Raw genomic sequence first — 19,711 nt, 5'->3', positions numbered from 1 at the left:
GGGCCGCTTCAGGAACCTCTTACCAAAGCCTAGGCGCCACGACTAGGTCAACGATGGCCGCATGGAGACCGAGCGGCGGCCGAGATCTCCCGCCAGGCCAGCGGTCAGATGGGTGTAGGCATCCTCGATGCGAGCAGGGATATCGACATGAACGATGAACCCCTTGCCTTTGGGGCCATACCCATGAGGGTCGTCGCGCAGTCGGGGAATCTCTCCCATGACGAGGGAGAGGAAGCGGTCCATCGACCACAATCCTGTAACCCCGCTCAGATCGAATTGAAGTTCCTCCCCCACTAAGCAAACGCAAGGCGTGAAGGTTGGCCAGTTGAGGATCGACAGGCTGGGATAGTCGCTCCAGATCTTGCGGAACGTGGCGTCGGCCCGCCTTTGCATGGTCGGGTCCTGAATGAGCAGGATCCTTCTTACGGGCAGGCCCGCGTCCTCCAGGACCTTGCGTGAAAACCGGGCGTTCTCGCCGCTGTTGGTGGAATCCGGCTCGATGAGAATGCTTGATCGATCGATGCTCCAGAATCGCTCGGCGATGTCTGCCAGGATATGAGCCTCGGATCGCGCCTCGGTAAGGACGGCACGGTAGATCGGGTGGGCTTCGATCTTCCGGCGCAGAACCTCCGTTGCATGGCCGATGCCGCCCGTGATCAGGAGGTTTGGGCCAACGCCACCCTTCACGGCACGAAAGGCCCCCTCGGCTGTCTCGAGAACGCAATTGCCTGCGAGAATGATGCAATCGACGGACTTGGCCGCCATATCATCGGGCAAGCCGTGAGGCCCTTTAGGCCCGAAATCATCCAGAGCCAGGAAAGCGGCCACGTCGTTGAGCGCTGCTATACTCTGCGGGGTGAACCGAAAGGCGTTCTGATCTATGTGTGGGCTTCACCGATAAGCAAGTGTGGCCAGGAATTATCCTGCAGCAGCCTCGATGGCTTCCATGTCCTCGTCGGAAAGGCCGAAATGGTGGCCGATCTCGTGGACGAGCACGTGGGTGACAATATGGCCCAAGGTTTCCTCGTGCTCGGCCCAATAGTCGAGAATCGGGCGGCGGTAGAGCCAGACCATGTTGGGGAATTGGCCAGTCTGCATCATGGCGCCGCCCTGGGCGAGGCCGATGCCGCGAAAGAGGCCCAAGAGATCGAAAGGCGTCTCGCAGCCCATCTCGCGCATGGTCTCGTCATCGGGAAAATCCTCGACCCGGATCACCACCCCCTCGCACAGGGCGCGAAACGCCTCCGGCAGGCGGGCATAGGCGTCCTGCGCCAGGGTTTCCATGTCGCTGAGGGAGGGGGCCTGGAGATTGGCGGGATCGGTCATGGCCTAGAGGATATCGAGCTGAACGAGGAGCCAGAAACCGAGGATCACGACGCCGATCAGGGACAGAATGCGCCCGATGCGCCGGCCCCAGAGCTCGATCGGGTCGGTGCCGCCATCCGGGTCCATGGCGTCCTTGGCACCAAAATGATCTCCGGCCCGACGGCCCATGCGGGCGAGCGCGGAGGAGCCCAGCGTCTCCGTGTCCCGCTGCACGCGCTCCAGCGCCTCGCGAGCCTCAGAGGCCTCGCGGGCTTCCCGCTCGCGGTCATTCATCGCTTGCTCCCGGCTTAACATTGGCTTCACCATGGCGACTCAAGAGCCGCTTCGCAACGGAACGCCTCGGAGGCTCAGCCGTTAACAGCCTCGAATAACCAATTCTTGAAGAGGCAACAATGCGTACGATTCTCGGTGTCCTGGCTGTAGCCGGGTTGACTTTCCTCGGCGCCGGCACGGCGTCGGCTCAGGGTGTTGATGTGCGGATCGGCCCTGGCGGCGTTCGCCTGGAGCAGAATCGGCCGGAGTATCGCGAGCGCATCATCGAGCGCCGCGTGGTCAGTCCTGCCCGCACCCGCACGGTGTGCCGCACGGTGATGGAAGAGCGCGTGCGCCGGAACGGCGTGGTCGTCCGTCGCCCGGTCGAGCGCTGCCGCCAGGTTGTGGCCGGCCGCCGGGTCTACGTGGACTAAGATCTACAAGCTTTTCTAATAAAAAAGGCCGTGGCTCGTCTGAGCCACGGCCTTTTCGTTTGTCAGTCAGAGCGTGCCCGCCATCGTATGCGAGCAAGCTTCGTTGTATTCAGAAATTTGCTGCTGAATTGATTTGCGCGGTCTGCCCCGTTCTTTCGCGTCCCTGTCCAACTTGGCTTCGCGTTCGCGGAACACAGCTCGGCATTCAGGAAAGTTCGACTGTCTCCACTGAGCAATCTCACTCTCTCGTTTCAGTCTTTCACGCCTGTTATAGCACACCGGGTAATCGGGCTTTGTCCCGGACTTGTTGGCGAGGTAAAACCGGATCTCGGCATCCGGATACTGCCGCAGCGTGCCGAGGGTTCGCTCGAACTCGATCTGCTTCTTACTACATTCCCAGGCGTGCTTTCTGGCAGCGTCATCACGCTTTTGAGCGAGAGCGTCCCCGCCAGACACAGGGACGAGGATCAGAGCGAAGAGAAGGATCGGCCATGAGCGGTATGTCATGGCCGAATACTATATCAAAAAGTGCGGATGTCCACGAAGCGGCCCGCAATCGCCGCCGCCGCCGCCATGGCGGGCGAGACGAGATGGGTGCGGCCCTTGAAGCCCTGACGGCCCTCGAAATTGCGGTTCGACGTGGAGGCGCAGCGCTCGCCCGGCGCGAGCCGGTCGGCGTTCATGGCCAGGCACATGGAGCAGCCGGGCTCGCGCCAGTCGAAGCCGGCTTCCTTGAAGATCTTGTCGAGCCCTTCCGCCTCGGCCTGCATCTTCACGATGCCGGAGCCGGGCACGATCATGGCGCTGACGGTTCCCGCCACGCGCTTGCCTTCGACGACCTTGGCCACTTCCCGCAGGTCCTCGATGCGCCCATTGGTGCAGGAGCCAATGAACACGCGGTCGAGCGCGATGTCGGTGATCTTCGTGCCGGGAGTGAGGCCCATATATTCCAGCGCGCGCCACTTGGAGCGGCGCTTGTTCTCGTCCTGGATGTCGTCCGGGTTCGGCACGACGCCGGCGACCGAGACCACGTCCTCAGGGCTGGTGCCCCAGGTGACGATGGGCGGAAGATTGGCAGCGTCGAGGCGGATCTCGGAGTCGAAGAACGCGCCCTCGTCGGTGCGAAGGCTGTCCCAGTAGCGCACGGCCGTATCCCAGGCCTCGCCCTGCGGCGCCTTGGGCTTGCCTTTGAGATAGGCATAGGTCTTCTCGTCGGGCGCCACCATGCCGGCGCGGGCACCGCCCTCGATCGACATGTTGCAGATCGTCATGCGGCCTTCCATCGAGAGCGACCGGATGGCCTCGCCCGCATATTCGATCACATGGCCGGTGCCGCCGGCGGTGCCGATCTCGCCGATGATGGCGAGGATGATGTCCTTGGCCGTGACACCGGCGGGCAGCTGCCCGTCGACGGTCACGCGCATGTTCTTGGCCTTCTTCTGGATCAGCGTCTGCGTCGCGAGCACGTGCTCGACCTCCGACGTGCCGATGCCGTGGGCGAGCGAACCGAAGGCGCCATGGGTCGAGGTGTGGCTGTCGCCGCACACGATGGTCATGCCGGGGAGCGTAAAGCCCTGCTCCGGTCCGACCACGTGGACGATGCCCTGGCGGGTGTCGAGCTCGTTAAAATACTCGACGCCGAAATCCTTGGCGTTCTGTGCGAGAGCCGCCACCTGGGTCGCGGCTTCAGGATCCTCGATGCCGTGCGAGCGGTCCGAGGTCGGCACGTTATGGTCGACGACGGCAAGCGTCTTGTGGGGCTGGCGCACCTGACGGCCAGTCAGACGCAGGCCCTCGAAGGCCTGGGGGCTGGTCACCTCATGGACGAGGTGACGGTCGATGTAGAGAAGGCACGTCCCGTCATCCTGCCGATCGACGACGTGATCGTCCCAGATCTTGTCATAGAGGGTGCGGGCTTTGGCCATGGTGCTCTTCCAACGGTCTCGATAAGGATGGTTTCAACGTGTTTAGCGGTTTGCCGCCCTCGAGAGAAGATGCTCTGAGCGCACACCGCCTTGAAACGATCGCATAGCAGAGCTGGTGCAACGCGCAATAATATTTTTGTCGCGCCGCACTTTCCGCAAAGCTTGCTCCAACAGCAAAAAAGCGCGGTTTGCACTGCGCTTTCGGAAACTTTGCCTTGAGCTGAGAGCCTTACTCGGCTGCGGCCTGGGTCTTCTTCTCGACGCGCTCGGTGATACGGGCCGACTTGCCGCGACGGTCGCGCAGGTAGTACAGCTTGGCGCGGCGGACGGCACCGCGGCGTACGACCTTGATCGAGTCGACGTTCGGCGAATAGACCGGGAACACGCGCTCGACGCCTTCGCCGTAGGAGATCTTGCGGACCGTGAAGCTCTCCTGGAGACCGCCACCCGAACGGGCGATGCAGACGCCCTCATAGGCCTGGATACGCGAACGCTCGCCTTCCTTCACCTTCACGTTGACGATGACGGTGTCGCCGGGCTGGAAATCCGGAATGGTCTTGGCGAGCTTGGCGATCTGCTCTTGCTCGATCTGCTGAATAAGGTTCATGTCTGTACTCCTGCCGTTGCGTGGCCTCAGGGCAAGCCCCGGACCCGCTGGATTTCGGCGTCCTGTTTTAAGTTGAGGCCGCGCCTATACAGGAGTTTAGAGGGATTGTCGAGCCTACAAGCCCGAGACGGGTCCGATCCCGGCAAACGGATAGCGGTCGAACCAGTCTGGAAACGCCTTTGCGAGCGCGCGCGGTCCTTCCACCTTAAGCCCCATCCGCTGCGCCTCGACAAAGCTCACGTCGCCCCGCCACCAGGCGACCAGCGCGGGCAGGCGGGTGCGGATGCGCAGCGGCTCCGGGAAGCCGGGATTCTGCGTGCAGAGCGAGACTTCGGCCTGCTTCAGTAGCAGGAAGCGCGGCCTTGGCTGACCTTCGATCTCGAAGCGGACAACGAGGGGCTCCTTGGGCAAGGCCTCAACGCGCGCCCGCCGCTGCATGTCAACGAGGACCGGCTCGAGATCGAGATCCTCGTCCGCAGCCTGCCGCGGCAGCCAGCGCTGACCCCACATGCCTAGAGCGCTCACAATGCCCATCAGCTCCCGGCCCGCTTCGGTGAGCGCATATTCGGGGCCATGCTCGCCTTCGATGCGCGACACTGCCCCGACATAGACCAACGCTTGCAGACGCTCGGACAGCATGGTGCGGGAGATGCGCGGGATGCCGCGGCGGATGTCGTTGAAGCGGCGGCTGCCGCAGAGAAGCTCGCGCACCACGAGAAGGGTCCAGCGCCCGCCGATGGCCTCATGGGCGCGGGCCACGGAACAGAACTGACCATACTCTGCCATGGGTGAAGCGCTACCATGGCGGCCAAGGGTCGGGAAGTCCGGATTCCGGACCTGACGGGGAGCCTTCGCCGCTCTAACGAGAATGCACCTTTTCGGACAACACCCATGACCGCACAGCCCTGCACCATTCTCGACCGCATCGGCAATACCTCGATAATCGCTCTGCGCCACGTCGTGCCGTCCAGCGGTGCCCGCATTCTGCTGAAACTGGAGAACGAGAATCCCACCGGCAGCATGAAGGACCGCATGGCGCTCGCCATGATCGAGGCGGCGGAGGACGACGGGCGCCTCAAACCCGGCGGCTCGGTCGTCGAATATACCGGCGGCAGCACGGGGGTGTCGCTGGCGCTCGTCTGCGCCGTGAAGGGATATCCGCTCGACGTCGTGACCTCGGATGCCTTCTCCCGCGAAAAACTCGACCACATGCGGCTCCTTGGCGCGACGCTTCACATCGTGGAGAGCGACAGCGGGCGTATGACCGAAAAGCTCACCAAGGACATGATCGAGCAGGCCCGCATCTTCGCGGAAGCGAAGGGTTCCTTCTGGACCGATCAGATGAAGAACCGGGACCAGCTCGCAGCCTACCACTGCATGGCGGACGAGATCCGGGAGCAGACGGGAGGCCGCATCGACGGCTTCGTCCAGAGCGTTGGAACGGCGGCTTCCTTACGCGGCATTGCCGAGCGCCTACGGCATTATCGCGGCGACATCCGGATTGTGGCCGTCGAGCCTGCCGAATCCGCGGTTCTCTCCGGCGGCCCGTCCGGCGCGCACAAGATCGACGGCATCGGCGCAGGCTATGTGGTGCCGCTCTGGCAGGAGACCATTGCCGACGGCATCGAGCGCGTGTCGACAGAAGACGCCATGGGTATGGCATTCCGTCTCGCCCGCGAGGAAGGCCTGTTCGCCGGCACCTCCACCGGGGCCAACGTCAACGCGGCCCTGCGGCTCGCGGAAAAGCTGGGGCCGGATGCCACCGTCGTGACAATCATGTGCGATACGGGCATGAAATACCTGAAGACCTTCGGGGCGAGGCTCGAAGCAGGCGCACGCTCGTAATGCCGGCTCCAGTTCAGCGAATGGGCGGCAGCCTTCGCTTGACGGGCGATGCCTTGACGATGGACGTGCTGGTCTGCGCCCGTTGCGCGATCCGCTCCAGGATCGGGTCGAGCTCGTCGATGGAGCGCAGGAGATAGCGCGCCACGAAGCAATCGTCACCCGTGACCTTATCGCACTCGATGACCTCGGGGCTCTCGATCAGAAGCTTTTCCACGTGATGCAGCTGCCCCGCCAGGGGCCGGATGCGCACGATGGCCGTCAGCGTGTAGCCCAGGGCCTTCGGGTCGAGTTCGACCGTATAGGCCTTTACCACGGCGTCCTCCTCCAGCCGCCGCAGCCGCTCGGCAACGCTCGGGGGTGAGAGGCCGACGCTTCGGGCGAGTTCCGCATGGGATAGCCTGGCGTTGTCGCTCAAGAGCCCGATCAGGGCCTGGTCGATCTCGTCCAGAGCAGCATTTCTGCTTTTAAGGTTCTTTGCTGAAACTGCCATTGCTTCGAATGTCGAACGTTCAAACTGCTTTCGATCCTGAAAGTACGCTGATCCCGGCAAAAGATAAAGTTCTGCCCTCATCGCAGGAGGCGCAGCCATGAGATCGCAAGTTAAGTTTTCAGGACGGCTGGAGATGATCGCCGCCATGGCGCTCTCGGGCACCATCGGGTACTTCGTGGTCGAATCCGGCCAGAGTGTCTGGAACGTGGTGTTCTTCCGCTGCCTGTTCGGGGCTTTGAGCCTGTTCGCCTATTGCTGGGCGAAGGGCATGCTCACGCCCTGGCCGTTCTCGACCCGGACGCTGATGCTCGCAACGTTGAGCGGCGCGGCCATCGTGCTCAACTGGGTACTGCTGTTCTCGTCCTACGAACACGCCTCGATTTCGATCGCGACGGCCGTCTACAACACCCAGCCGTTCTTCCTGATCCTGCTCGGGATGATCCTGTTCGGGGAGCGTCCGACGGGCGACGCGCTCGGCTTCATCGCCCTCGCCTTCGTAGGGATACTCATGATCACCCAGGTCGAAGCCGGCGGCCTTGACTGGAGCAGCGGCTACGTAACGGGGCTGCTGCAGGCCTTGGGCGCGGCCTTCCTCTATGCGGTGACCTCGATCATCGTCCGGCATCTCAAGGGCCTCCCGCCGCACGTGATCGCGCTCGTGCAAGCCATGCTCGGCACCCTGATGCTCTTGCCGCTGGCGGACTTCTCCAGCCTGCCGACAGCGTCCCTGCAATGGGGGTATCTCGCGGTGCTCGGTGTGGTGCACACCGGCATCATGTACATCCTGCTCTACGCGGCGCTCCAGAAGCTGCCGACGCCGATGATCGCCGTGCTCTCGTTCACTTATCCGGCGGTTGCCATTCTCGTGGATTACCTGGCCTATGGCCGTGACCTGTCGCTCGGCCAATGGAGCGGCATCGGGCTGATCTTGCTCGGCAGCGCCGGAGTGAACCTCAAGTGGCGGCTTCGCATGAGCCGCTTCGGCATGGGGCAGCACGCACGTCCCGCCAAGACGTGAGGGCGCTCGACACCGCCGTGCTTCACCGGTCCACGGCGGCATCAATATCGAGACAATCCTGCTGCTTACTTGATGGCCGGCGGCGCCATGGACTGGGCCTTGCCGGCCATGTCCATGCATTCGGCTTCCTTGCCCTGCTGGTCGAGTTGCTTCGCCTGCTGGATCATCTGCATGGCCTGGTTATGGCCCTGGCTCTGGGCCGTGACGTTCACACCCTGCCCTGAGGCCGAGGACGAGCCCTGGGCTGCAGAACCTGTCGTTGCGGGCGCATCGAGCGCAGGGCCTGCCCCCTCCTGCCGCGCCGAGATGGACTTTTCCAACTCAGCGAGCCGTTGCGTGCAGGGTCCGGCCAAGCCGGGACTGACGGAAATGAAGGCAAGTGTCGTGCCAAGAAGGATGCGGCTGACCATGTCGATCTCCCATGATCAAGTACCCCGCCTCATTAATTCACGGGCCGCATTCGACGTTCCGCATGAGCCCGCATCGGGTCCTTCGGACGCCCACTAAACGAGCCGCTTCAGAGTTCCAACAAATCCGGCCGCCGTTCGCGGGTGATGCGTTCGGATTCCTCACGGCGCCAGCGCTCGATCATGGCATGGTTGCCGGAGAGCAGAACGTCGGGAATGGGCCGTCCTTCCCACTCACGGGGGCGCGTGTAATGCGGGTATTCGAGGCGGTTCGACTCGAAGCTTTCCTCCGTGCCCGACGCTTCCTTGCCCATGACGCCGGGCAGAAGCCGCACGCACGAATCGAGCACGATCATCGCGGCCATCTCGCCGCCGGAGAGCACATAGTCGCCGATCGAAATCTCTTGCAGGCCGCGTGCCTCGATCACGCGCTCGTCAACGCCCTCGAACCGACCGCAGACGATGACGACGCCCGGGCCGGCGGCAAGCTCGCGCACATAACTTTGAGTGAGCGGCCGGCCGCGCGGGCTCATCAAAAGCTTCGGGCGCGGATCGTTCTCGGGAACATTCGCATCGATGGCGGCAGCCAGCACGTCGCAGCGGATCACCATGCCGGGACCGCCGCCGGCCGGCGTGTCGTCGACGGTGCGGTGACGACCGAGGCCGTGGTCGCGGATGTTCTTCGCGTCAAGCGACCACACACCGCGCGCCAGCGCATCGCCGGAGAGCGACATCCCGAGCGGTCCCGGAAACATGTCCGGATAGAGGGTCAGGATAGTGGCGGAAAAGCTCACGCCTCATCCTCGGAATTGGGAGCAGGCTTCGCAGGCTCGAACAGGTCGTCGGGCGGTGCCGCCACAATGCGCTTTGCCGCGATGTCCACTACAGGCACGAAGGCTTTAGTGAAGGGCAGAAGCGCAGTGGGGCCCTTTTGCGCGGGCGCGATTTCCAGAAGGTCACCGCCGCCGTAATTCGGCACCGCCACCACGGTGCCGATGATGTCGCCGGCTTCGGTCTGGACCGACAGGCCGATCAGGTCGGCCAGCAGAAATTCGTCTTCCTCGTCGGGCTGAGGAAGCTTGTCACGCTCCACATGGAGCTGCACGCGGTTGAGGGCTTCCGCGGCCTCGCGTGTCGTGATGCCGTCGACGATGGCGATGAGCAGATCGGGGGCGCCGCCGGGGGCGGTGCGCACGCTCTTGAGGGAATGGGTTCGGCCGTTATTTGCGATGAGCGGCCTGTAATCGGCAATCGCCTGCGGATCGCCCGTATGGGATTTCAGCCGCACCTCGCCCTTGAGGCCATGGGCGCGACCGAACTCGCCCACGAGGACGAGGTCGTTTCGGATAGGCGCCGCCGCGCTCCCTCCCCCCTGTGCGGGGGAGGGTGGCGAGCGGAGCGAGCCGGGAGAGGGGGCGTTCTTCGACTGAGCACGGCCCCTCTCCCGGCCCTCGCTGACGCGAGGGCCACCCTCTCCCGCAGAGGGGAGAGGGCGAAGGGTTTGCCTGTCTGAACGCCCCCGCTTCATTGGGATGCTTACGCAGCCTCGCCTTCGCCGGCGGGAGCGGCAGCCGCAGCGGCCCTGGCGTCGGCGCGCTCCTGGGACTTCTTGCCCGGGACGGCCTTCTGCGGGTTGTTGCGGGCCGGACGCTTCATGAGGCCAGCGGCATCGAGGAAGCGCAGGACGCGATCGGTCGGCTGGGCGCCCTTGGCGAGCCAGGCCTGGATCTTTTCGTTGTCGAGAACGACGCGGCCGGCGTCATCCTTCGGCTTCATCGGGTCGTAGGTGCCGACCTTCTCGATGAAGCGGCCATCGCGCGGGGAGCGCGAGTCGGCCACGACGATGCGGTAGTAGGGACGCTTCTTCGCACCACCACGGGTGAGACGGATCTTCAGGGACATGGGATACTCCTTTTGGTGTCCTGATTTAGTGGCTTTTTACACGATCCCATTCAGCCTTCATGATCTGGCGTGCGAGATCGTGGAATTCTCTGAGATTGGCATCAACATCAAGTGCCAAGTAATTGTTCATCATATCTACAAGATCTTTATGCATCTTCTCTCTTGGATTGAGCATAAGAGTGATGTGATAGACAATCTCTGTCATTTCTTTACGTTTTTCTTCGTCTTCTGGATTTCCAACCTTCCAATATTTTTGCTTAATTCCATCTCTGTCAAATGTACCTGAGACTTTCATCTCAAGCTCATTATAAAGAACTGAGAACCTAGCTACCTTTACCCGCAGCTCCTCAATCCAATGTCTGCGGAAATCCGCAATTTTATAAGAATGATTGCTCTTGATATTCTTCAAAGATACAACCAACGTCACAATAGCTAGTATTGCTGTTGCTAGGCCGACAGCTAAGTTGCCGAAGTCAACTTGGCTTTTATTTACGAACCAGTCGTAAAAATTCATTTCTTCTTCCCGAACGGGAAGCCGCCGATGCCCGGCAGGCCGGGGATCTTGCCGCTACCCAAGCCCGGAAGACCCGGCACGCCCTTCGGCATGGCCGGAAGACCGCCAGCGCCGCCGGGGAAGTCGGGCAGCTTGCCGCCCATCTGCTTCTGCAGGGCTTCGATCTGCTCAGGGCTAGGCTGGGGCATGCCGCCCATGCCGCCACCGCCGCCGATTCCGAACATCTTGCCGAGCTGGCCGGCCATGCCCTTGCCCTTGCCGCCGCCCATCATCTTCATCATGTCGGCCATCTGGCGGTGCATCTTGAGCAGCTTATTGACGTCCTCGACCTTCACGCCGGAGCCTGCCGCGATGCGCTTCTTGCGCGAGGCTTTCAGGACGTCCGGATTGCGGCGCTCGGAAGGCGTCATGGAATCGATGATGGCGCGCTGGCGCTTGATGACCCGGTCGTCGAGATTGGCGCTCTCGAGCTGCGACTTCATCTTTGCGATGCCGGGCAGCATGCCGAGCATGCCGCCGATGCCGCCGATCTTTTCCATCTGGCTAAGCTGGTCGCGCAGGTCGTCGAGATCGAACTTGCCCTTGCGCATCTTGTCGGCCATGCGCTGGGCTTTTTCGGCATCGAAATTCTCGGCGGCCTTTTCCACGAGCGAGACGATGTCGCCCATGCCGAGGATGCGGTTGGCGACGCGCGAGGGATGGAACTCCTCCAGCGCATCGACCTTCTCGCCGGTGCCGATGAGCTTGATCGGCTTGCCGGTGACGGCGCGCATCGACAGAGCAGCGCCGCCGCGGGCATCGCCGTCCATGCGGGTCAGCACGATGCCGGTGACGCCGAGACGCTGGTCGAAGGCGCGCGCGGTGTTGACTGCGTCCTGGCCGGTGAGCGCGTCGGCGACGAGCAGCACCTCGTGCGGGCCGGTGGCGGCGCGCACTTCAGCGGCCTCCACCATCAGGGCCTCGTCCACGGTGACGCGGCCGGCGGTGTCGAGCATGACCACGTCGTAGCCACCGAGCCGCGCCGCCTCCATGGCGCGCCGGGCGATCTGCACCGCCGATTGGCCGGCCACGATCGGCAGCGTGTCGACGCCAACCTGCTTGCCGAGTATGGCAAGCTGCTCCTGGGCGGCCGGGCGGCGGGTGTCGAGGGACGCCATGAGCACGCGACGGTTCTCGCGATCCTTCAGGCGCCGGGCGATCTTGGCCGTGGTGGTGGTCTTGCCCGAGCCCTGCAAACCGACCATGAGGATGCCGACGGGCGGAACCGCGTTGAGGCTGATCACCTCCGCATCAGCGCCCAGCATCTCCACGAGCTGGTCGTGGACGATCTTGACCACCTGCTGGCCCGGCGAGACCGACTTCACCACCTCGGCGCCGACCGCGCGGGCACGCACCTTGTCGGTGAACGAGCGCACGACCTCCAGGGCGACGTCGGCCTCGAGCAGGGCGCGGCGGACCTCACGCAGGGCCGCGTTGACATCCTCTTCCGTCAAAGCGCCGCGGCGCGTCAGCCCGCTGAGGATATTGGAAAGCTTGTCGGAAAGGCCTTCGAACATGGTCACTCAATCCCTTTTGCGATGAGTGGTACATCGCGATCCTCAAGGGCCTTTTCAAAGTGGCGGATGGCCGCCTCGAACTTGTCGCGGCAGCCTGTATTGCAGAAGCCGACCACCTCGCCGCGATAGAGGGTGAGCGAATCCGCCGCGATCGGTTTCCCCGACCACGGGCAGGTCTCGTTGATCGCGTCCTCGATGCGCAAGGTCTTGTCCGTCATCCGCTACCATCCCAACGCGAAACCCAAAGGAAAGCGCGCCCGAGGGCGCATCGCGCTGTCGGACGTTGACCTCCAGCCTCTCGGGCTGGGCGGCGGCTCAAAAAGGGCTCGCTCTACAGATTTGCGGTCAGCCGATAAGGGAAAAGGGCGCAAGAGTCAAGGAAAAGGCCTGAAGATCGGGAGCCTTGGGCTCGCGAGACCGTCATCCCGGACGCAGCGCAGCGGAGATCCGGGATCGCTCGACGGGAAGAGCGCCACTAGCCCTCCTCCCCCTTGTGGGGAGGAGTTGGAGGTGGGGGTGTGAGCGATAGCCTATCAAGGTTTGGCGCCGGCACCCCCACCCTGGCTCTCCCCACAAGGGGGAGGGAAACACCTTACTCGTCATACACCCGATCCCGGATCGGCTTTGCCGTCCAGGATGACGCCAAGGTGATGAGACCTGAACCCTTGCCGATCCGCCTTGGCGTCCCCACGCTTAAAGCTTCGCCGAGGAACCCTGCACCGATGAACCGCCGCACCCTGCTCAAAGCGCTTGGCCTTCCCGTCATCGCCGCCACCGGGGCGCTGGGCTGGATCACCGCAGCGCGCTCGAAGAACCGCTACTACGACGGCCCGGTCAGCGACCATTTCGATGGCGTGCGGTTCTTCACGCCCGGCCAGCCGCAGGACAAGGGCCTGCTCGAGCTTGCCCGCTGGCGGCTCCAGGGTGGGCGCAAGGACTGGCCGGAGAGCTTCCCGAGCCCCTTCCGGGACAAGCCTCCGGCGGAGGTGGCGGGCCTGCGTAGCGCGCTGATCGGCCACGCCTCGTTCCTGATCCAAGTGGCGGGGCTCAACATTCTCACCGATCCGGTTTTCTCCGAGAGGGCGAGCCCCGTTTCCTTCGCCGGACCCACGCGGGTCAACCCGCCGGGCATCGCCTTCGAGGACCTTCCGCCGATCCACGTGGTGCTGATCACCCACAACCATTACGACCATCTCGACATCGAGACCTTGGGCCGACTCTGGCAGCGGCACCGTCCAAAATTCGTGGCGCCGCTCGGCAACGACGCGGTGATCCGGGCCGAGCACCCGGAGATCCCGGTCGAGACGCGGGACTGGGGCGGCTCGGTCGATCTCGGCAACGGCGTCGTGGCGCATCTCGAGCCCGCCTATCACTGGTCGGCGCGCGGCATCAACGACCGGCGCATGGCGCTCTGGTGCGCCTTCGTGCTCACGACTCCGGAGGGCGTGATCTACCACATCGGCGATACGGGGTTCGGCGACGGAAAAATCTTCCACGCCGTGCGCGAGCGCTTCGGCAAGCCGCGCCTCGCGCATCTGCCCATCGGCGCCTACGAGCCGCGATGGTTCATGGAGCCGCAGCACATGAACCCGGACGATGCCGTGAAGGTGCTGCGCATCGTCGAGGCCGAGCAGGCGCTAGGGCACCACTGGGGCACGTTCCGGCTCACCGATGAGGGTGTCGAGGAACCGCTGCAGGAACTGGCCGTCGCTCTGCAAACGGCCGAGATCCCGGGGGAACGATTCAGGGCGTTGCGGCCCGGCGAGGCATGGTCGCCGTCCGTGTGAGGATCGGCTCCGCGAGCTCCTGCGGAGCATCCACGAGGCAGGCGACGCCGGCATCGTGGAGTTCCTGCCGCGAGCCGTAGCCCCAGGTTACACCGATGGAGGCAAGCCCATTGGCCTTCGCCCCGATGGCGTCGTGCTCCCGGTCGCCGATCATGACGGCGCCCGCCGGGTCGAAGCGCTCCCGGTCAAGGATGTGCCGAATGAGATCGCGCTTGTCCGCGTTGCGGTTGTCGAGTTCCGAGCCGTAGATCCCGGAGAAGAACCGCGACAGCTCGAAATGGTCGAGGATCCGCCGCGCAAACACTTGGAGCTTCGAGGTCGCCACATAGAGGCGGATGCCTTTCTCCTGCAGATGCTGAAGCAAGGCCGGGATGCCCGCATAGACGTCGTTCTCGAACAGGCCGACATTGCCGTAGCGTTCGCGATAGAGGCGCACGGCCTCCTGCACCTCGTCAGGCCCGCCCAGAAGCTGCGTGAATCCTGCAAATATCGGCGGGCCAATCATCCAGGTGAGGTCGTCCGCTTCCGGAACAGGGCGGCCCAGTTTGTCCAAGGCGTACTGGAGCGAGCGCGTGAAGCCCGTTTTCGGGTCCGTCAGGGTCCCGTCGAGGTCGAAGAGCGCGATCATCGCGAGTGTCATTCCTTCGGTTGAACGTAGATGTTCACCTCGAAATTGGTGTCCTGCGAATCCGTAAAATCGCTCACGTATTCCTCGATGAACGCATCCTTGGCCACGATCTCCTTGATGTCGAGATAGGCCGTGATCGTCTCGTAGGTGCCGTCGATCTCGTCATAGGCGTCCTTGTGCACGAAGCGGAAGGATTTGCCCTCCGGCGTGCGGCCGAACTTGATCTCGGGGGTGAGCTCGGTCTTGCCCTCCGGCACCTTCGTGATCGGCACCATCGCCTCGTACTTGAAGCCGTTGTCGTCGGTGTCCACGAAAATCGTGAGCGGCCGGCCCGCGGGCGCGATCCCGGCCTTCTTCATCTCGCCGTCGATCTTCGCGAAGGCGTTCTTCAGGTTGTCGTAGGCCTCGTCCCAGGTGCTGATGCCGGCGAGCATCACCGTATCCTTGGACATGAGCACGCCCTCCTCCACCCCGGTCGGGTCGCTCGGGTTTGGAAACAGAGTCGTGCGGCCTGCCTCCTGCACCGGCGCCGGGCTGGCGGGAGCCGGATTCGTCGGAGCGGGCTGAGCCGTCGCGGGAGCCGGAGGCGTCTGGGCCTGCGGTGCTGGTTCCGGAGTGGCCGGAGCCGCCGAGGGTGGTGCAGCGGGAGCGGTCGGGGGCGCCGGCACCTCGATTGCTGCTGCTGGCGGGCTTGCCGGAGGGGGCGTCTGCGCCAGCGCCACACCGGTGCAGAGGGCCAGGACGAGGACAGGATGAGAGTAGTGCAGCCGCATCAGAAGAACGCCTTACCCGCGAATCATGAAAAGATACCTTGCAGCAACATAGAAGGCTTTCGAAGCAGCCGCGAGAGTATCCACAATCCGTCGAGGAGAGGCGGATTGCAGCAGGGGCTGCCCAACAATTGGTCTGATTGACAGCACGATGCCCTGACGGAAGCTGGGGCCGATGCTTTATGCTCGTGCTTCGTCTCCTCACCCTTGGGCTTACCCATGACGGAAGAGTTTCTGATCTTTGCGCTGATCGGCTTCGGGGCCCAGCTCGTCGATGGGGCGCTCGGCATGGCCTTCGGGGTGCTCTCCACCACGAGCCTGCTTGCCTTTGGGGTGCCGCCCGCCACCGCCAGCGCCGTCACCCATGTGACGGAGATCTTCACCACGGCCGCGTCCGGCACCTCTCACGTGGTCCACCGCAACGTGAACTGGCGCCTCGTGGCCCGTCTGGCGCCGGCCGGCATGATCGGCGGCGGCATCGGGGCCTTCATTCTCGCCAACATCGACGCCAAGACCATCCAGCCCGTGGTGTCGGCCTATCTCCTGGCGATCGGCCTCTACATCCTCTTCAAGGCCTTCCGGCCTCTCTGGCCCAGGCAAGTGCGCGACTGGATGGTGCCCTGGATCGGGGCGGGCGGCGGCCTGCTCGACGCCATGGGCGGGGGCGGATGGGGGCCCATCGTCACGAGCTCCCTGATCGGCCGGGGCCATGCGCCCCGGCAGGTGATCGGCTCGACGAACCTGACCGAGTTCCTGGTCACAACCGTCATCTCGGCCACCTTCATTATCACCCTGGGCTGGTCCGAGCTGAGTTCGGCAGCAGGCCTGATCGTCGGCGGCGTGCTGGCCGCACCGCTTGGCGGCCTGGTGGTGAGCCGCCTTCCGACTCGCCCCCTGATGATCGGCGTCGGCCTGATCATCATCGCCACCAGCATTCCCCGGATCTTTGCGGCCTTCTAGCCTCTATTGCCGCAGGGCTTTCCGATCCCCCTCGCGATTTCCAGCGTTTTCATCCATATACGGCCGCATGAGTGCTCTTTCGAACAGCCGCTTCCTGAAGATGAACGGTCTCGGCAACGAGATCACCGTGCTGGACCTGCGCGGCTCCTCCCTCCGGGTGAGTCCGGCGGAGGCGCGCGCCATCGCGTCCGACCCGCGCTCGCGCTTCGACCAGCTCATGGTGCTGCACGATCCCGTGACCCCGGGCACCGACGCATACATGCGGATCTACAACACGGACGGCTCGGAATCCGGCGCCTGCGGCAACGGCACCCGCTGCGTCGCCTGGGCCATGACGGCGGATCCCGTCATGAGCCGCCCCGTGGACCACGACCTGGTGCTCGAGACCAAGGCCGGGCTGCTGCCCGTGGAGCGCGTCTCGGACCGGGTCTTCACCGTCGACATGGGTCCGCCGCGGCTCAATTGGAACGAGATCCCCCTGCGCGATCCCTACCCGGACACCCGCACCATCGCCCTCGACACCCGGCTGCCCGAGGCACCCGAGTTGCACGGCCCGTCGGCCGTGAGCATGGGCAACCCGCATGTGATCTTCTGGGTCGAGGATGCCGAGGCCTATGATCTTGCCACCATCGGCCCTGTTTTCGAGCACGACCCGGCCTTGCCGGAGCGCGCCAACATCTCGTTTGCTCAGGTCACGAGCCGCGAGCACATTAGCTTACGCGTCTGGGAGCGTGGCGCCGGCGCCACCCGGGCCTGCGGATCGGCTGCCTGTGCGACGCTCATGGCGGCCGCCCGCAAGGGGCTCACCGGCCGCAGGGCCGTGGTGGCGCTGCCCGGCGGCGACCTCATCATCGAATGGCGCGAGAGCGACGACCATGTGCTCATGACCGGCCCGACCGAGCTGGAGCACGAAGGGACCCTTTCGCCTACCCTCTTCTCGGAGGTGGCCTGATGGCGGTGGAGGTCGTCACCTTTGGCTGCCGCCTCAACATCTACGAATCGGAGGCCATGCAGCGCCACGCGCAGGATGCGGGCTTAAGCGAGGTCGTGATCGTCAACACCTGTGCAGTGACCGGCGAGGCAACGCGCCAGGCGCGCCAGTCGATTCGCAGGATCGCCCGCGAGAAGCCGGGTGCGCGCATCATCGTGACAGGCTGCGCGGCGCAAGTGGAGCCCGAGACTTTTGCTGCCATGCCGGAGGTGAGCCAAGTCGTCGGCAACCACGAGAAGATGAAGGCCGAGACCTGGGCCGGCATGCGCGATTTCGGCGTCGGCACATCAGAAAAGGTTCTGGTCAACGACATCATGGCGGTCAAGGAAACCGCCATGCACCTCATCGACGGCCTGCGCGGGCACACCCGCGCCTTCGTGCAGGTGCAGAACGGCTGCGACCACCGCTGCACCTTCTGCATCATCCCCTACGGTCGCGGCAATTCCCGCTCCGTGCCCATGGGCGTAGTGGTGGATCAGGTGCGCACCCTCGTGGAGCACGGCTCGCGCGAGGTGGTGCTCACCGGCGTCGACATTACCAGCTACGGCAAGGACCTGCCGGGCGAGCCGAAGCTCGGCACCCTGGTGAAGGGCCTGCTGCGCCATGTGCCAGAGCTTGAGCGCCTGCGCATTTCCTCCATCGACTCGGTCGAGGCCGACGAGGATCTCCTCGACGTGATCGCCAACGAGCACCGCCTGATGCCGCATCTGCACCTCTCATTGCAGGCCGGCGACGACATGGTGTTGAAGCGCATGAAGCGCCGCCATCTGCGGGCCGATGCCATCGCGTTCTGCGAGCAGGTGAAGCGGCTTCGCCCCGACATGATCTTCGGCGCCGACATCATCGCGGGCTTTCCGACGGAAACGGAAGAGATGTTCGCCCGCTCCCTCGACATCGTCGATGAGTGTGGTCTGACGCATCTCCATGTCTTCCCGTTCTCGCCCCGCCCCGGCACCCCGGCAGCCCGCATGCCCCAGGTGGCCCGCGATGTGGTGAAGGACCGGGCGCGACGGTTGCGCGAAAAAGGCGACGCTGCGTTGCTCAAGCACCTCGCCGGAGAGGTTGGCGCTAGACGCAACGTGCTGATCGAGGCGAACCAGCTCGGCCGCACGGAAGCGTTCACGCCGGTGCGCTTCGCCAAGCCGGTGACGCGTGGCGAGATCATGCCTGTAATGATTGCCGGTCACGACGGCAAGGAGCTGCTGGCGTCGTAACCGCATCGTCATCCCGGACGGAGCGTCAGCGGAGATCCGGGATCGCGAGACCATTCCAGTGTCATCCCGGGGCCGCGCAGCGGAGCCCGGGATCCATAACCGCTGACGATGCAGAAAGAGGCACGATGCTGATTGCTCTGTTCTTGAGGCGTCGTGTTTATGGATTCCGGGCTCGCCTTCGGCGCCCGGAATGACAGTGCCCTATCCTGCCACCGATCCCGGATCGGCGCCGTCGTCCGGGATGACACCGCATGCCTCCACCCGCTCGCGCATATGCGCCGGCACCGGAGCCTCCACGAGGATCGGCGGCTTCTTCGGATAGAGCGGCACCGTGACGCTGCGGGCGTGCAGGTGCAGGCCCGGTCCACCGAACCGTGGAGCCGTGCCGTAGATCGGATCGCCGAGAATCGGAAAGCCTGAGGCTTGGCAATGGACGCGCAGCTGATGGGTGCGGCCGGTGATCGGGCGCAGTTCGAGCAGAGTGAGGCGCTTCTTATCCTCCCCTTGAGGGGGAGGGTCGGAGCGCGTGAGCGATCCGGGGTGGGGTGGCAGCGCAACGTTCGGGGAAGTCGCGTTTCCCACCCCCTCCCGCACCTCCGGTGCGACCTCCCCCCTCAAGGGGGAGGTGTGGGTGCGCCCCAGCACCCGCCATTGCGTCAGCGAAGGCTGGCCCTTCGGGTCCACCTTCATCCACCAGCCGCGATCCGGCGATTTAGGGGCGAGCGGCAGGTCGATCGTGCCCTCGTCGGCCTCCGGCCCGCCCTCGACCAAGGCCCAGTAGACCTTGTCGATCTCAGCCCGCTTGAACATCTCGTTCAACCGCGCGATGGCCTTCGGATGCCGACCGAGAATCAGGCAGCCCGACGTGTCCTTGTCGAGGCGGTGGGCGGCCTCCGGGCGGCGAGGCAGACCGAAACGCAAGGCGTCGAGATGATGAAACAGGGTCTCGCCGCCCTTGGGGCCCGGATGCACCGGCAAACCGGCCGGTTTGTCGATCACGAGCATCAGGGCATCGCGATACAGCAATCGGCTTACTATCTCTTCCGCATTCATGGTGCCTCGGCTATCGAGGCGAACGCATTAAA

The 19,711-nt window shown here is 64.2% G+C and carries 25 protein-coding genes; 7 read left to right on the top strand and 18 right to left on the bottom strand.

Going from position 1 to position 19,711, the window contains the following annotated elements; genetic code table 11:
• Window positions 1-42 precede the first annotated feature (42 nt).
• From VB618_RS10450 to VB618_RS10440, 3 genes are all read right to left on the bottom strand, one after another.
• Window positions 43-828, bottom strand: coding sequence for a YdcF family protein (locus tag VB618_RS10450; RefSeq protein ID WP_329796582.1), 786 nt, complete (start codon window positions 826-828; stop codon window positions 43-45).
• Between the two features lie 90 nt (window positions 829-918).
• A complete protein-coding gene (locus VB618_RS10445; protein WP_329796581.1) occupies window positions 919-1,326 on the bottom strand; it encodes a metallopeptidase family protein in 408 nt (135 codons plus the stop codon).
• Window positions 1,327-1,329: 3 nt separating this feature from the next.
• Entirely contained in the window at window positions 1,330-1,599 is a 270-nt protein-coding gene (locus VB618_RS10440; RefSeq protein ID WP_329796580.1) for a hypothetical protein, read from the bottom strand.
• A gap of 119 nt (window positions 1,600-1,718) precedes the next feature.
• On the opposite strand from VB618_RS10440, the gene VB618_RS10435 reads away from it, so the two are divergent.
• Complete coding sequence (locus VB618_RS10435; RefSeq protein WP_329796579.1) at window positions 1,719-2,012, top strand: hypothetical protein; 294 nt, start codon at window positions 1,719-1,721, stop codon at window positions 2,010-2,012.
• Window positions 2,013-2,078: 66 nt separating this feature from the next.
• Here the strand turns inward: VB618_RS10435 and VB618_RS10430 are convergent, their stop codons facing one another.
• The 4 genes from VB618_RS10430 to VB618_RS10415 all read right to left on the bottom strand — a co-directional run bounded on the left by VB618_RS10430 (window position 2,079) and on the right by VB618_RS10415 (window position 5,330).
• Entirely contained in the window at window positions 2,079-2,519 is a 441-nt protein-coding gene (locus VB618_RS10430) for a hypothetical protein (RefSeq protein ID WP_329796578.1), read from the bottom strand.
• Between the two features lie 14 nt (window positions 2,520-2,533).
• On the bottom strand, window positions 2,534-3,937 hold the full coding sequence (leuC, locus tag VB618_RS10425) for a 3-isopropylmalate dehydratase large subunit (protein ID WP_329796577.1): 1,404 nt from the start codon (window positions 3,935-3,937) through the stop codon (window positions 2,534-2,536).
• A gap of 229 nt (window positions 3,938-4,166) precedes the next feature.
• Window positions 4,167-4,544, bottom strand: a complete 378-nt coding sequence (gene rplS / locus VB618_RS10420) for a 50S ribosomal protein L19 (protein WP_329796576.1) — start codon at window positions 4,542-4,544, stop codon at window positions 4,167-4,169.
• A 114-nt stretch (window positions 4,545-4,658) separates the two neighbouring features.
• Complete coding sequence (locus VB618_RS10415) at window positions 4,659-5,330, bottom strand: winged helix-turn-helix transcriptional regulator (RefSeq protein ID WP_329796575.1); 672 nt, start codon at window positions 5,328-5,330, stop codon at window positions 4,659-4,661.
• Window positions 5,331-5,435: 105 nt separating this feature from the next.
• On the opposite strand from VB618_RS10415, the gene VB618_RS10410 reads away from it, so the two are divergent.
• On the top strand, window positions 5,436-6,389 hold the full coding sequence (locus tag VB618_RS10410) for a PLP-dependent cysteine synthase family protein (RefSeq protein ID WP_329796574.1): 954 nt from the start codon (window positions 5,436-5,438) through the stop codon (window positions 6,387-6,389).
• 13 nt (window positions 6,390-6,402) lie between these two features.
• On the opposite strand, the gene VB618_RS10405 is transcribed toward VB618_RS10410, so the two are convergent.
• Window positions 6,403-6,879, bottom strand: a complete 477-nt coding sequence (locus VB618_RS10405) for an Lrp/AsnC family transcriptional regulator (RefSeq protein WP_329796573.1) — start codon at window positions 6,877-6,879, stop codon at window positions 6,403-6,405.
• Window positions 6,880-6,976: 97 nt separating this feature from the next.
• On the opposite strand from VB618_RS10405, the gene VB618_RS10400 reads away from it, so the two are divergent.
• A complete protein-coding gene (locus tag VB618_RS10400) occupies window positions 6,977-7,897 on the top strand; it encodes a DMT family transporter (protein WP_329796572.1) in 921 nt (306 codons plus the stop codon).
• 65 nt (window positions 7,898-7,962) lie between these two features.
• On the opposite strand, the gene VB618_RS10395 is transcribed toward VB618_RS10400, so the two are convergent.
• The 7 genes from VB618_RS10395 to VB618_RS10365 all read right to left on the bottom strand — a co-directional run bounded on the left by VB618_RS10395 (window position 7,963) and on the right by VB618_RS10365 (window position 12,494).
• Complete coding sequence (locus VB618_RS10395; protein WP_329796571.1) at window positions 7,963-8,307, bottom strand: hypothetical protein; 345 nt, start codon at window positions 8,305-8,307, stop codon at window positions 7,963-7,965.
• A 107-nt stretch (window positions 8,308-8,414) separates the two neighbouring features.
• Window positions 8,415-9,098: a tRNA (guanosine(37)-N1)-methyltransferase TrmD gene (gene trmD, locus VB618_RS10390; RefSeq protein WP_329796570.1), complete on the bottom strand. Its 684-nt coding sequence runs from the start codon at window positions 9,096-9,098 to the stop codon at window positions 8,415-8,417.
• The gene (rimM, locus tag VB618_RS10385; protein ID WP_442931746.1) at window positions 9,095-9,832 is read right to left on the bottom strand and encodes a ribosome maturation factor RimM; all 738 of its coding nucleotides are present in this window, start codon (window positions 9,830-9,832) and stop codon (window positions 9,095-9,097) included. The genes trmD and rimM overlap by 4 nt, the downstream gene beginning before the upstream one ends.
• Before the next feature lie 8 nt (window positions 9,833-9,840).
• Window positions 9,841-10,206, bottom strand: a complete 366-nt coding sequence (gene rpsP, locus VB618_RS10380; RefSeq protein WP_329796569.1) for a 30S ribosomal protein S16 — start codon at window positions 10,204-10,206, stop codon at window positions 9,841-9,843.
• A 25-nt stretch (window positions 10,207-10,231) separates the two neighbouring features.
• On the bottom strand, window positions 10,232-10,720 hold the full coding sequence (locus tag VB618_RS10375) for a hypothetical protein (protein ID WP_329796567.1): 489 nt from the start codon (window positions 10,718-10,720) through the stop codon (window positions 10,232-10,234).
• Window positions 10,717-12,276 (bottom strand): signal recognition particle protein, encoded by a 1,560-nt coding sequence (ffh, locus tag VB618_RS10370; RefSeq protein ID WP_329796566.1) that lies wholly within the window; start codon window positions 12,274-12,276, stop codon window positions 10,717-10,719. The genes VB618_RS10375 and ffh overlap by 4 nt, the downstream gene beginning before the upstream one ends.
• Window positions 12,277-12,278: 2 nt before the next feature.
• On the bottom strand, window positions 12,279-12,494 hold the full coding sequence (locus VB618_RS10365; protein ID WP_329796565.1) for a glutathione S-transferase: 216 nt from the start codon (window positions 12,492-12,494) through the stop codon (window positions 12,279-12,281).
• A gap of 504 nt (window positions 12,495-12,998) precedes the next feature.
• Between VB618_RS10365 and VB618_RS10360 the strand changes: the two genes are divergently transcribed.
• Window positions 12,999-14,063: an MBL fold metallo-hydrolase gene (locus VB618_RS10360; protein ID WP_329796564.1), complete on the top strand. Its 1,065-nt coding sequence runs from the start codon at window positions 12,999-13,001 to the stop codon at window positions 14,061-14,063.
• Here the strand turns inward: VB618_RS10360 and VB618_RS10355 are convergent.
• Both VB618_RS10355 and VB618_RS10350 read right to left on the bottom strand, forming a co-directional pair.
• The gene (locus VB618_RS10355) at window positions 14,020-14,691 is read right to left on the bottom strand and encodes an HAD family hydrolase (protein WP_329796563.1); all 672 of its coding nucleotides are present in this window, start codon (window positions 14,689-14,691) and stop codon (window positions 14,020-14,022) included. The genes VB618_RS10360 and VB618_RS10355 overlap by 44 nt on opposite strands.
• 8 nt (window positions 14,692-14,699) lie before the next feature.
• The gene (locus tag VB618_RS10350) at window positions 14,700-15,464 is read right to left on the bottom strand and encodes a GyrI-like domain-containing protein (RefSeq protein ID WP_329796562.1); all 765 of its coding nucleotides are present in this window, start codon (window positions 15,462-15,464) and stop codon (window positions 14,700-14,702) included.
• Between the two features lie 216 nt (window positions 15,465-15,680).
• Between VB618_RS10350 and VB618_RS10345 the strand changes: the two genes are divergently transcribed.
• The 3 genes from VB618_RS10345 to mtaB all read left to right on the top strand — a co-directional run bounded on the left by VB618_RS10345 (window position 15,681) and on the right by mtaB (window position 18,626).
• The gene (locus tag VB618_RS10345) at window positions 15,681-16,421 is read left to right on the top strand and encodes a sulfite exporter TauE/SafE family protein (RefSeq protein WP_329796561.1); all 741 of its coding nucleotides are present in this window, start codon (window positions 15,681-15,683) and stop codon (window positions 16,419-16,421) included.
• Window positions 16,422-16,488: 67 nt separating this feature from the next.
• The gene (dapF, locus tag VB618_RS10340) at window positions 16,489-17,373 is read left to right on the top strand and encodes a diaminopimelate epimerase (RefSeq protein WP_329796560.1); all 885 of its coding nucleotides are present in this window, start codon (window positions 16,489-16,491) and stop codon (window positions 17,371-17,373) included.
• The gene (mtaB, locus tag VB618_RS10335) at window positions 17,373-18,626 is read left to right on the top strand and encodes a tRNA (N(6)-L-threonylcarbamoyladenosine(37)-C(2))-methylthiotransferase MtaB (RefSeq protein ID WP_329796559.1); all 1,254 of its coding nucleotides are present in this window, start codon (window positions 17,373-17,375) and stop codon (window positions 18,624-18,626) included. Before dapF ends, mtaB begins: the two co-directional genes overlap by 1 nt.
• Window positions 18,627-18,827: 201 nt before the next feature.
• On the opposite strand, the gene VB618_RS10330 is transcribed toward mtaB, so the two are convergent.
• Window positions 18,828-19,679 carry an RluA family pseudouridine synthase gene (locus VB618_RS10330; RefSeq protein ID WP_329796558.1) on the bottom strand — a complete coding sequence of 284 codons (852 nt, stop codon included), beginning with the start codon at window positions 19,677-19,679 and terminating at the stop codon, window positions 18,828-18,830.
• Window positions 19,680-19,711: the final 32 nt, after the last annotated feature.

Origin of the sequence: Microvirga sp. CF3062 (genome assembly GCF_036314045.1) — a bacterium.
GTDB lineage: Bacteria > Pseudomonadota > Alphaproteobacteria > Rhizobiales > Beijerinckiaceae > Microvirga.
Note: the sequence above shows the minus strand (reverse complement) of the source record. Positions and strands in the feature narration are given on the sequence as shown.

Coding starts and splice junctions, on each gene's coding strand:
- VB618_RS10410 (WP_329796574.1), top strand. CDS start 5,436: ATGACCGCACAGCCCTGCACCATTCTCGACCGCATCGGCAATACCTCG.
- VB618_RS10405 (WP_329796573.1), bottom strand. CDS start 6,879: ATGGCAGTTTCAGCAAAGAACCTTAAAAGCAGAAATGCTGCTCTGGAC.
- VB618_RS10440 (WP_329796580.1), bottom strand. CDS start 1,599: ATGAATGACCGCGAGCGGGAAGCCCGCGAGGCCTCTGAGGCTCGCGAG.
- VB618_RS10365 (WP_329796565.1), bottom strand. CDS start 12,494: ATGACGGACAAGACCTTGCGCATCGAGGACGCGATCAACGAGACCTGC.
- VB618_RS10360 (WP_329796564.1), top strand. CDS start 12,999: ATGAACCGCCGCACCCTGCTCAAAGCGCTTGGCCTTCCCGTCATCGCC.
- VB618_RS10330 (WP_329796558.1), bottom strand. CDS start 19,679: ATGAATGCGGAAGAGATAGTAAGCCGATTGCTGTATCGCGATGCCCTG.
- dapF (WP_329796560.1), top strand. CDS start 16,489: ATGAGTGCTCTTTCGAACAGCCGCTTCCTGAAGATGAACGGTCTCGGC.
- VB618_RS10400 (WP_329796572.1), top strand. CDS start 6,977: ATGAGATCGCAAGTTAAGTTTTCAGGACGGCTGGAGATGATCGCCGCC.
- rplS (WP_329796576.1), bottom strand. CDS start 4,544: ATGAACCTTATTCAGCAGATCGAGCAAGAGCAGATCGCCAAGCTCGCC.
- leuC (WP_329796577.1), bottom strand. CDS start 3,937: ATGGCCAAAGCCCGCACCCTCTATGACAAGATCTGGGACGATCACGTC.
- VB618_RS10345 (WP_329796561.1), top strand. CDS start 15,681: ATGACGGAAGAGTTTCTGATCTTTGCGCTGATCGGCTTCGGGGCCCAG.
- VB618_RS10395 (WP_329796571.1), bottom strand. CDS start 8,307: ATGGTCAGCCGCATCCTTCTTGGCACGACACTTGCCTTCATTTCCGTC.
- VB618_RS10435 (WP_329796579.1), top strand. CDS start 1,719: ATGCGTACGATTCTCGGTGTCCTGGCTGTAGCCGGGTTGACTTTCCTC.
- VB618_RS10375 (WP_329796567.1), bottom strand. CDS start 10,720: ATGAATTTTTACGACTGGTTCGTAAATAAAAGCCAAGTTGACTTCGGC.
- ffh (WP_329796566.1), bottom strand. CDS start 12,276: ATGTTCGAAGGCCTTTCCGACAAGCTTTCCAATATCCTCAGCGGGCTG.
- VB618_RS10445 (WP_329796581.1), bottom strand. CDS start 1,326: ATGACCGATCCCGCCAATCTCCAGGCCCCCTCCCTCAGCGACATGGAA.
- VB618_RS10430 (WP_329796578.1), bottom strand. CDS start 2,519: ATGACATACCGCTCATGGCCGATCCTTCTCTTCGCTCTGATCCTCGTC.
- VB618_RS10350 (WP_329796562.1), bottom strand. CDS start 15,464: ATGCGGCTGCACTACTCTCATCCTGTCCTCGTCCTGGCCCTCTGCACC.
- VB618_RS10415 (WP_329796575.1), bottom strand. CDS start 5,330: ATGGCAGAGTATGGTCAGTTCTGTTCCGTGGCCCGCGCCCATGAGGCC.
- mtaB (WP_329796559.1), top strand. CDS start 17,373: ATGGCGGTGGAGGTCGTCACCTTTGGCTGCCGCCTCAACATCTACGAA.
- VB618_RS10355 (WP_329796563.1), bottom strand. CDS start 14,691: ATGATCGCGCTCTTCGACCTCGACGGGACCCTGACGGACCCGAAAACG.
- rimM (WP_442931746.1), bottom strand. CDS start 9,832: ATGAAGCGGGGGCGTTCAGACAGGCAAACCCTTCGCCCTCTCCCCTCT.
- rpsP (WP_329796569.1), bottom strand. CDS start 10,206: ATGTCCCTGAAGATCCGTCTCACCCGTGGTGGTGCGAAGAAGCGTCCC.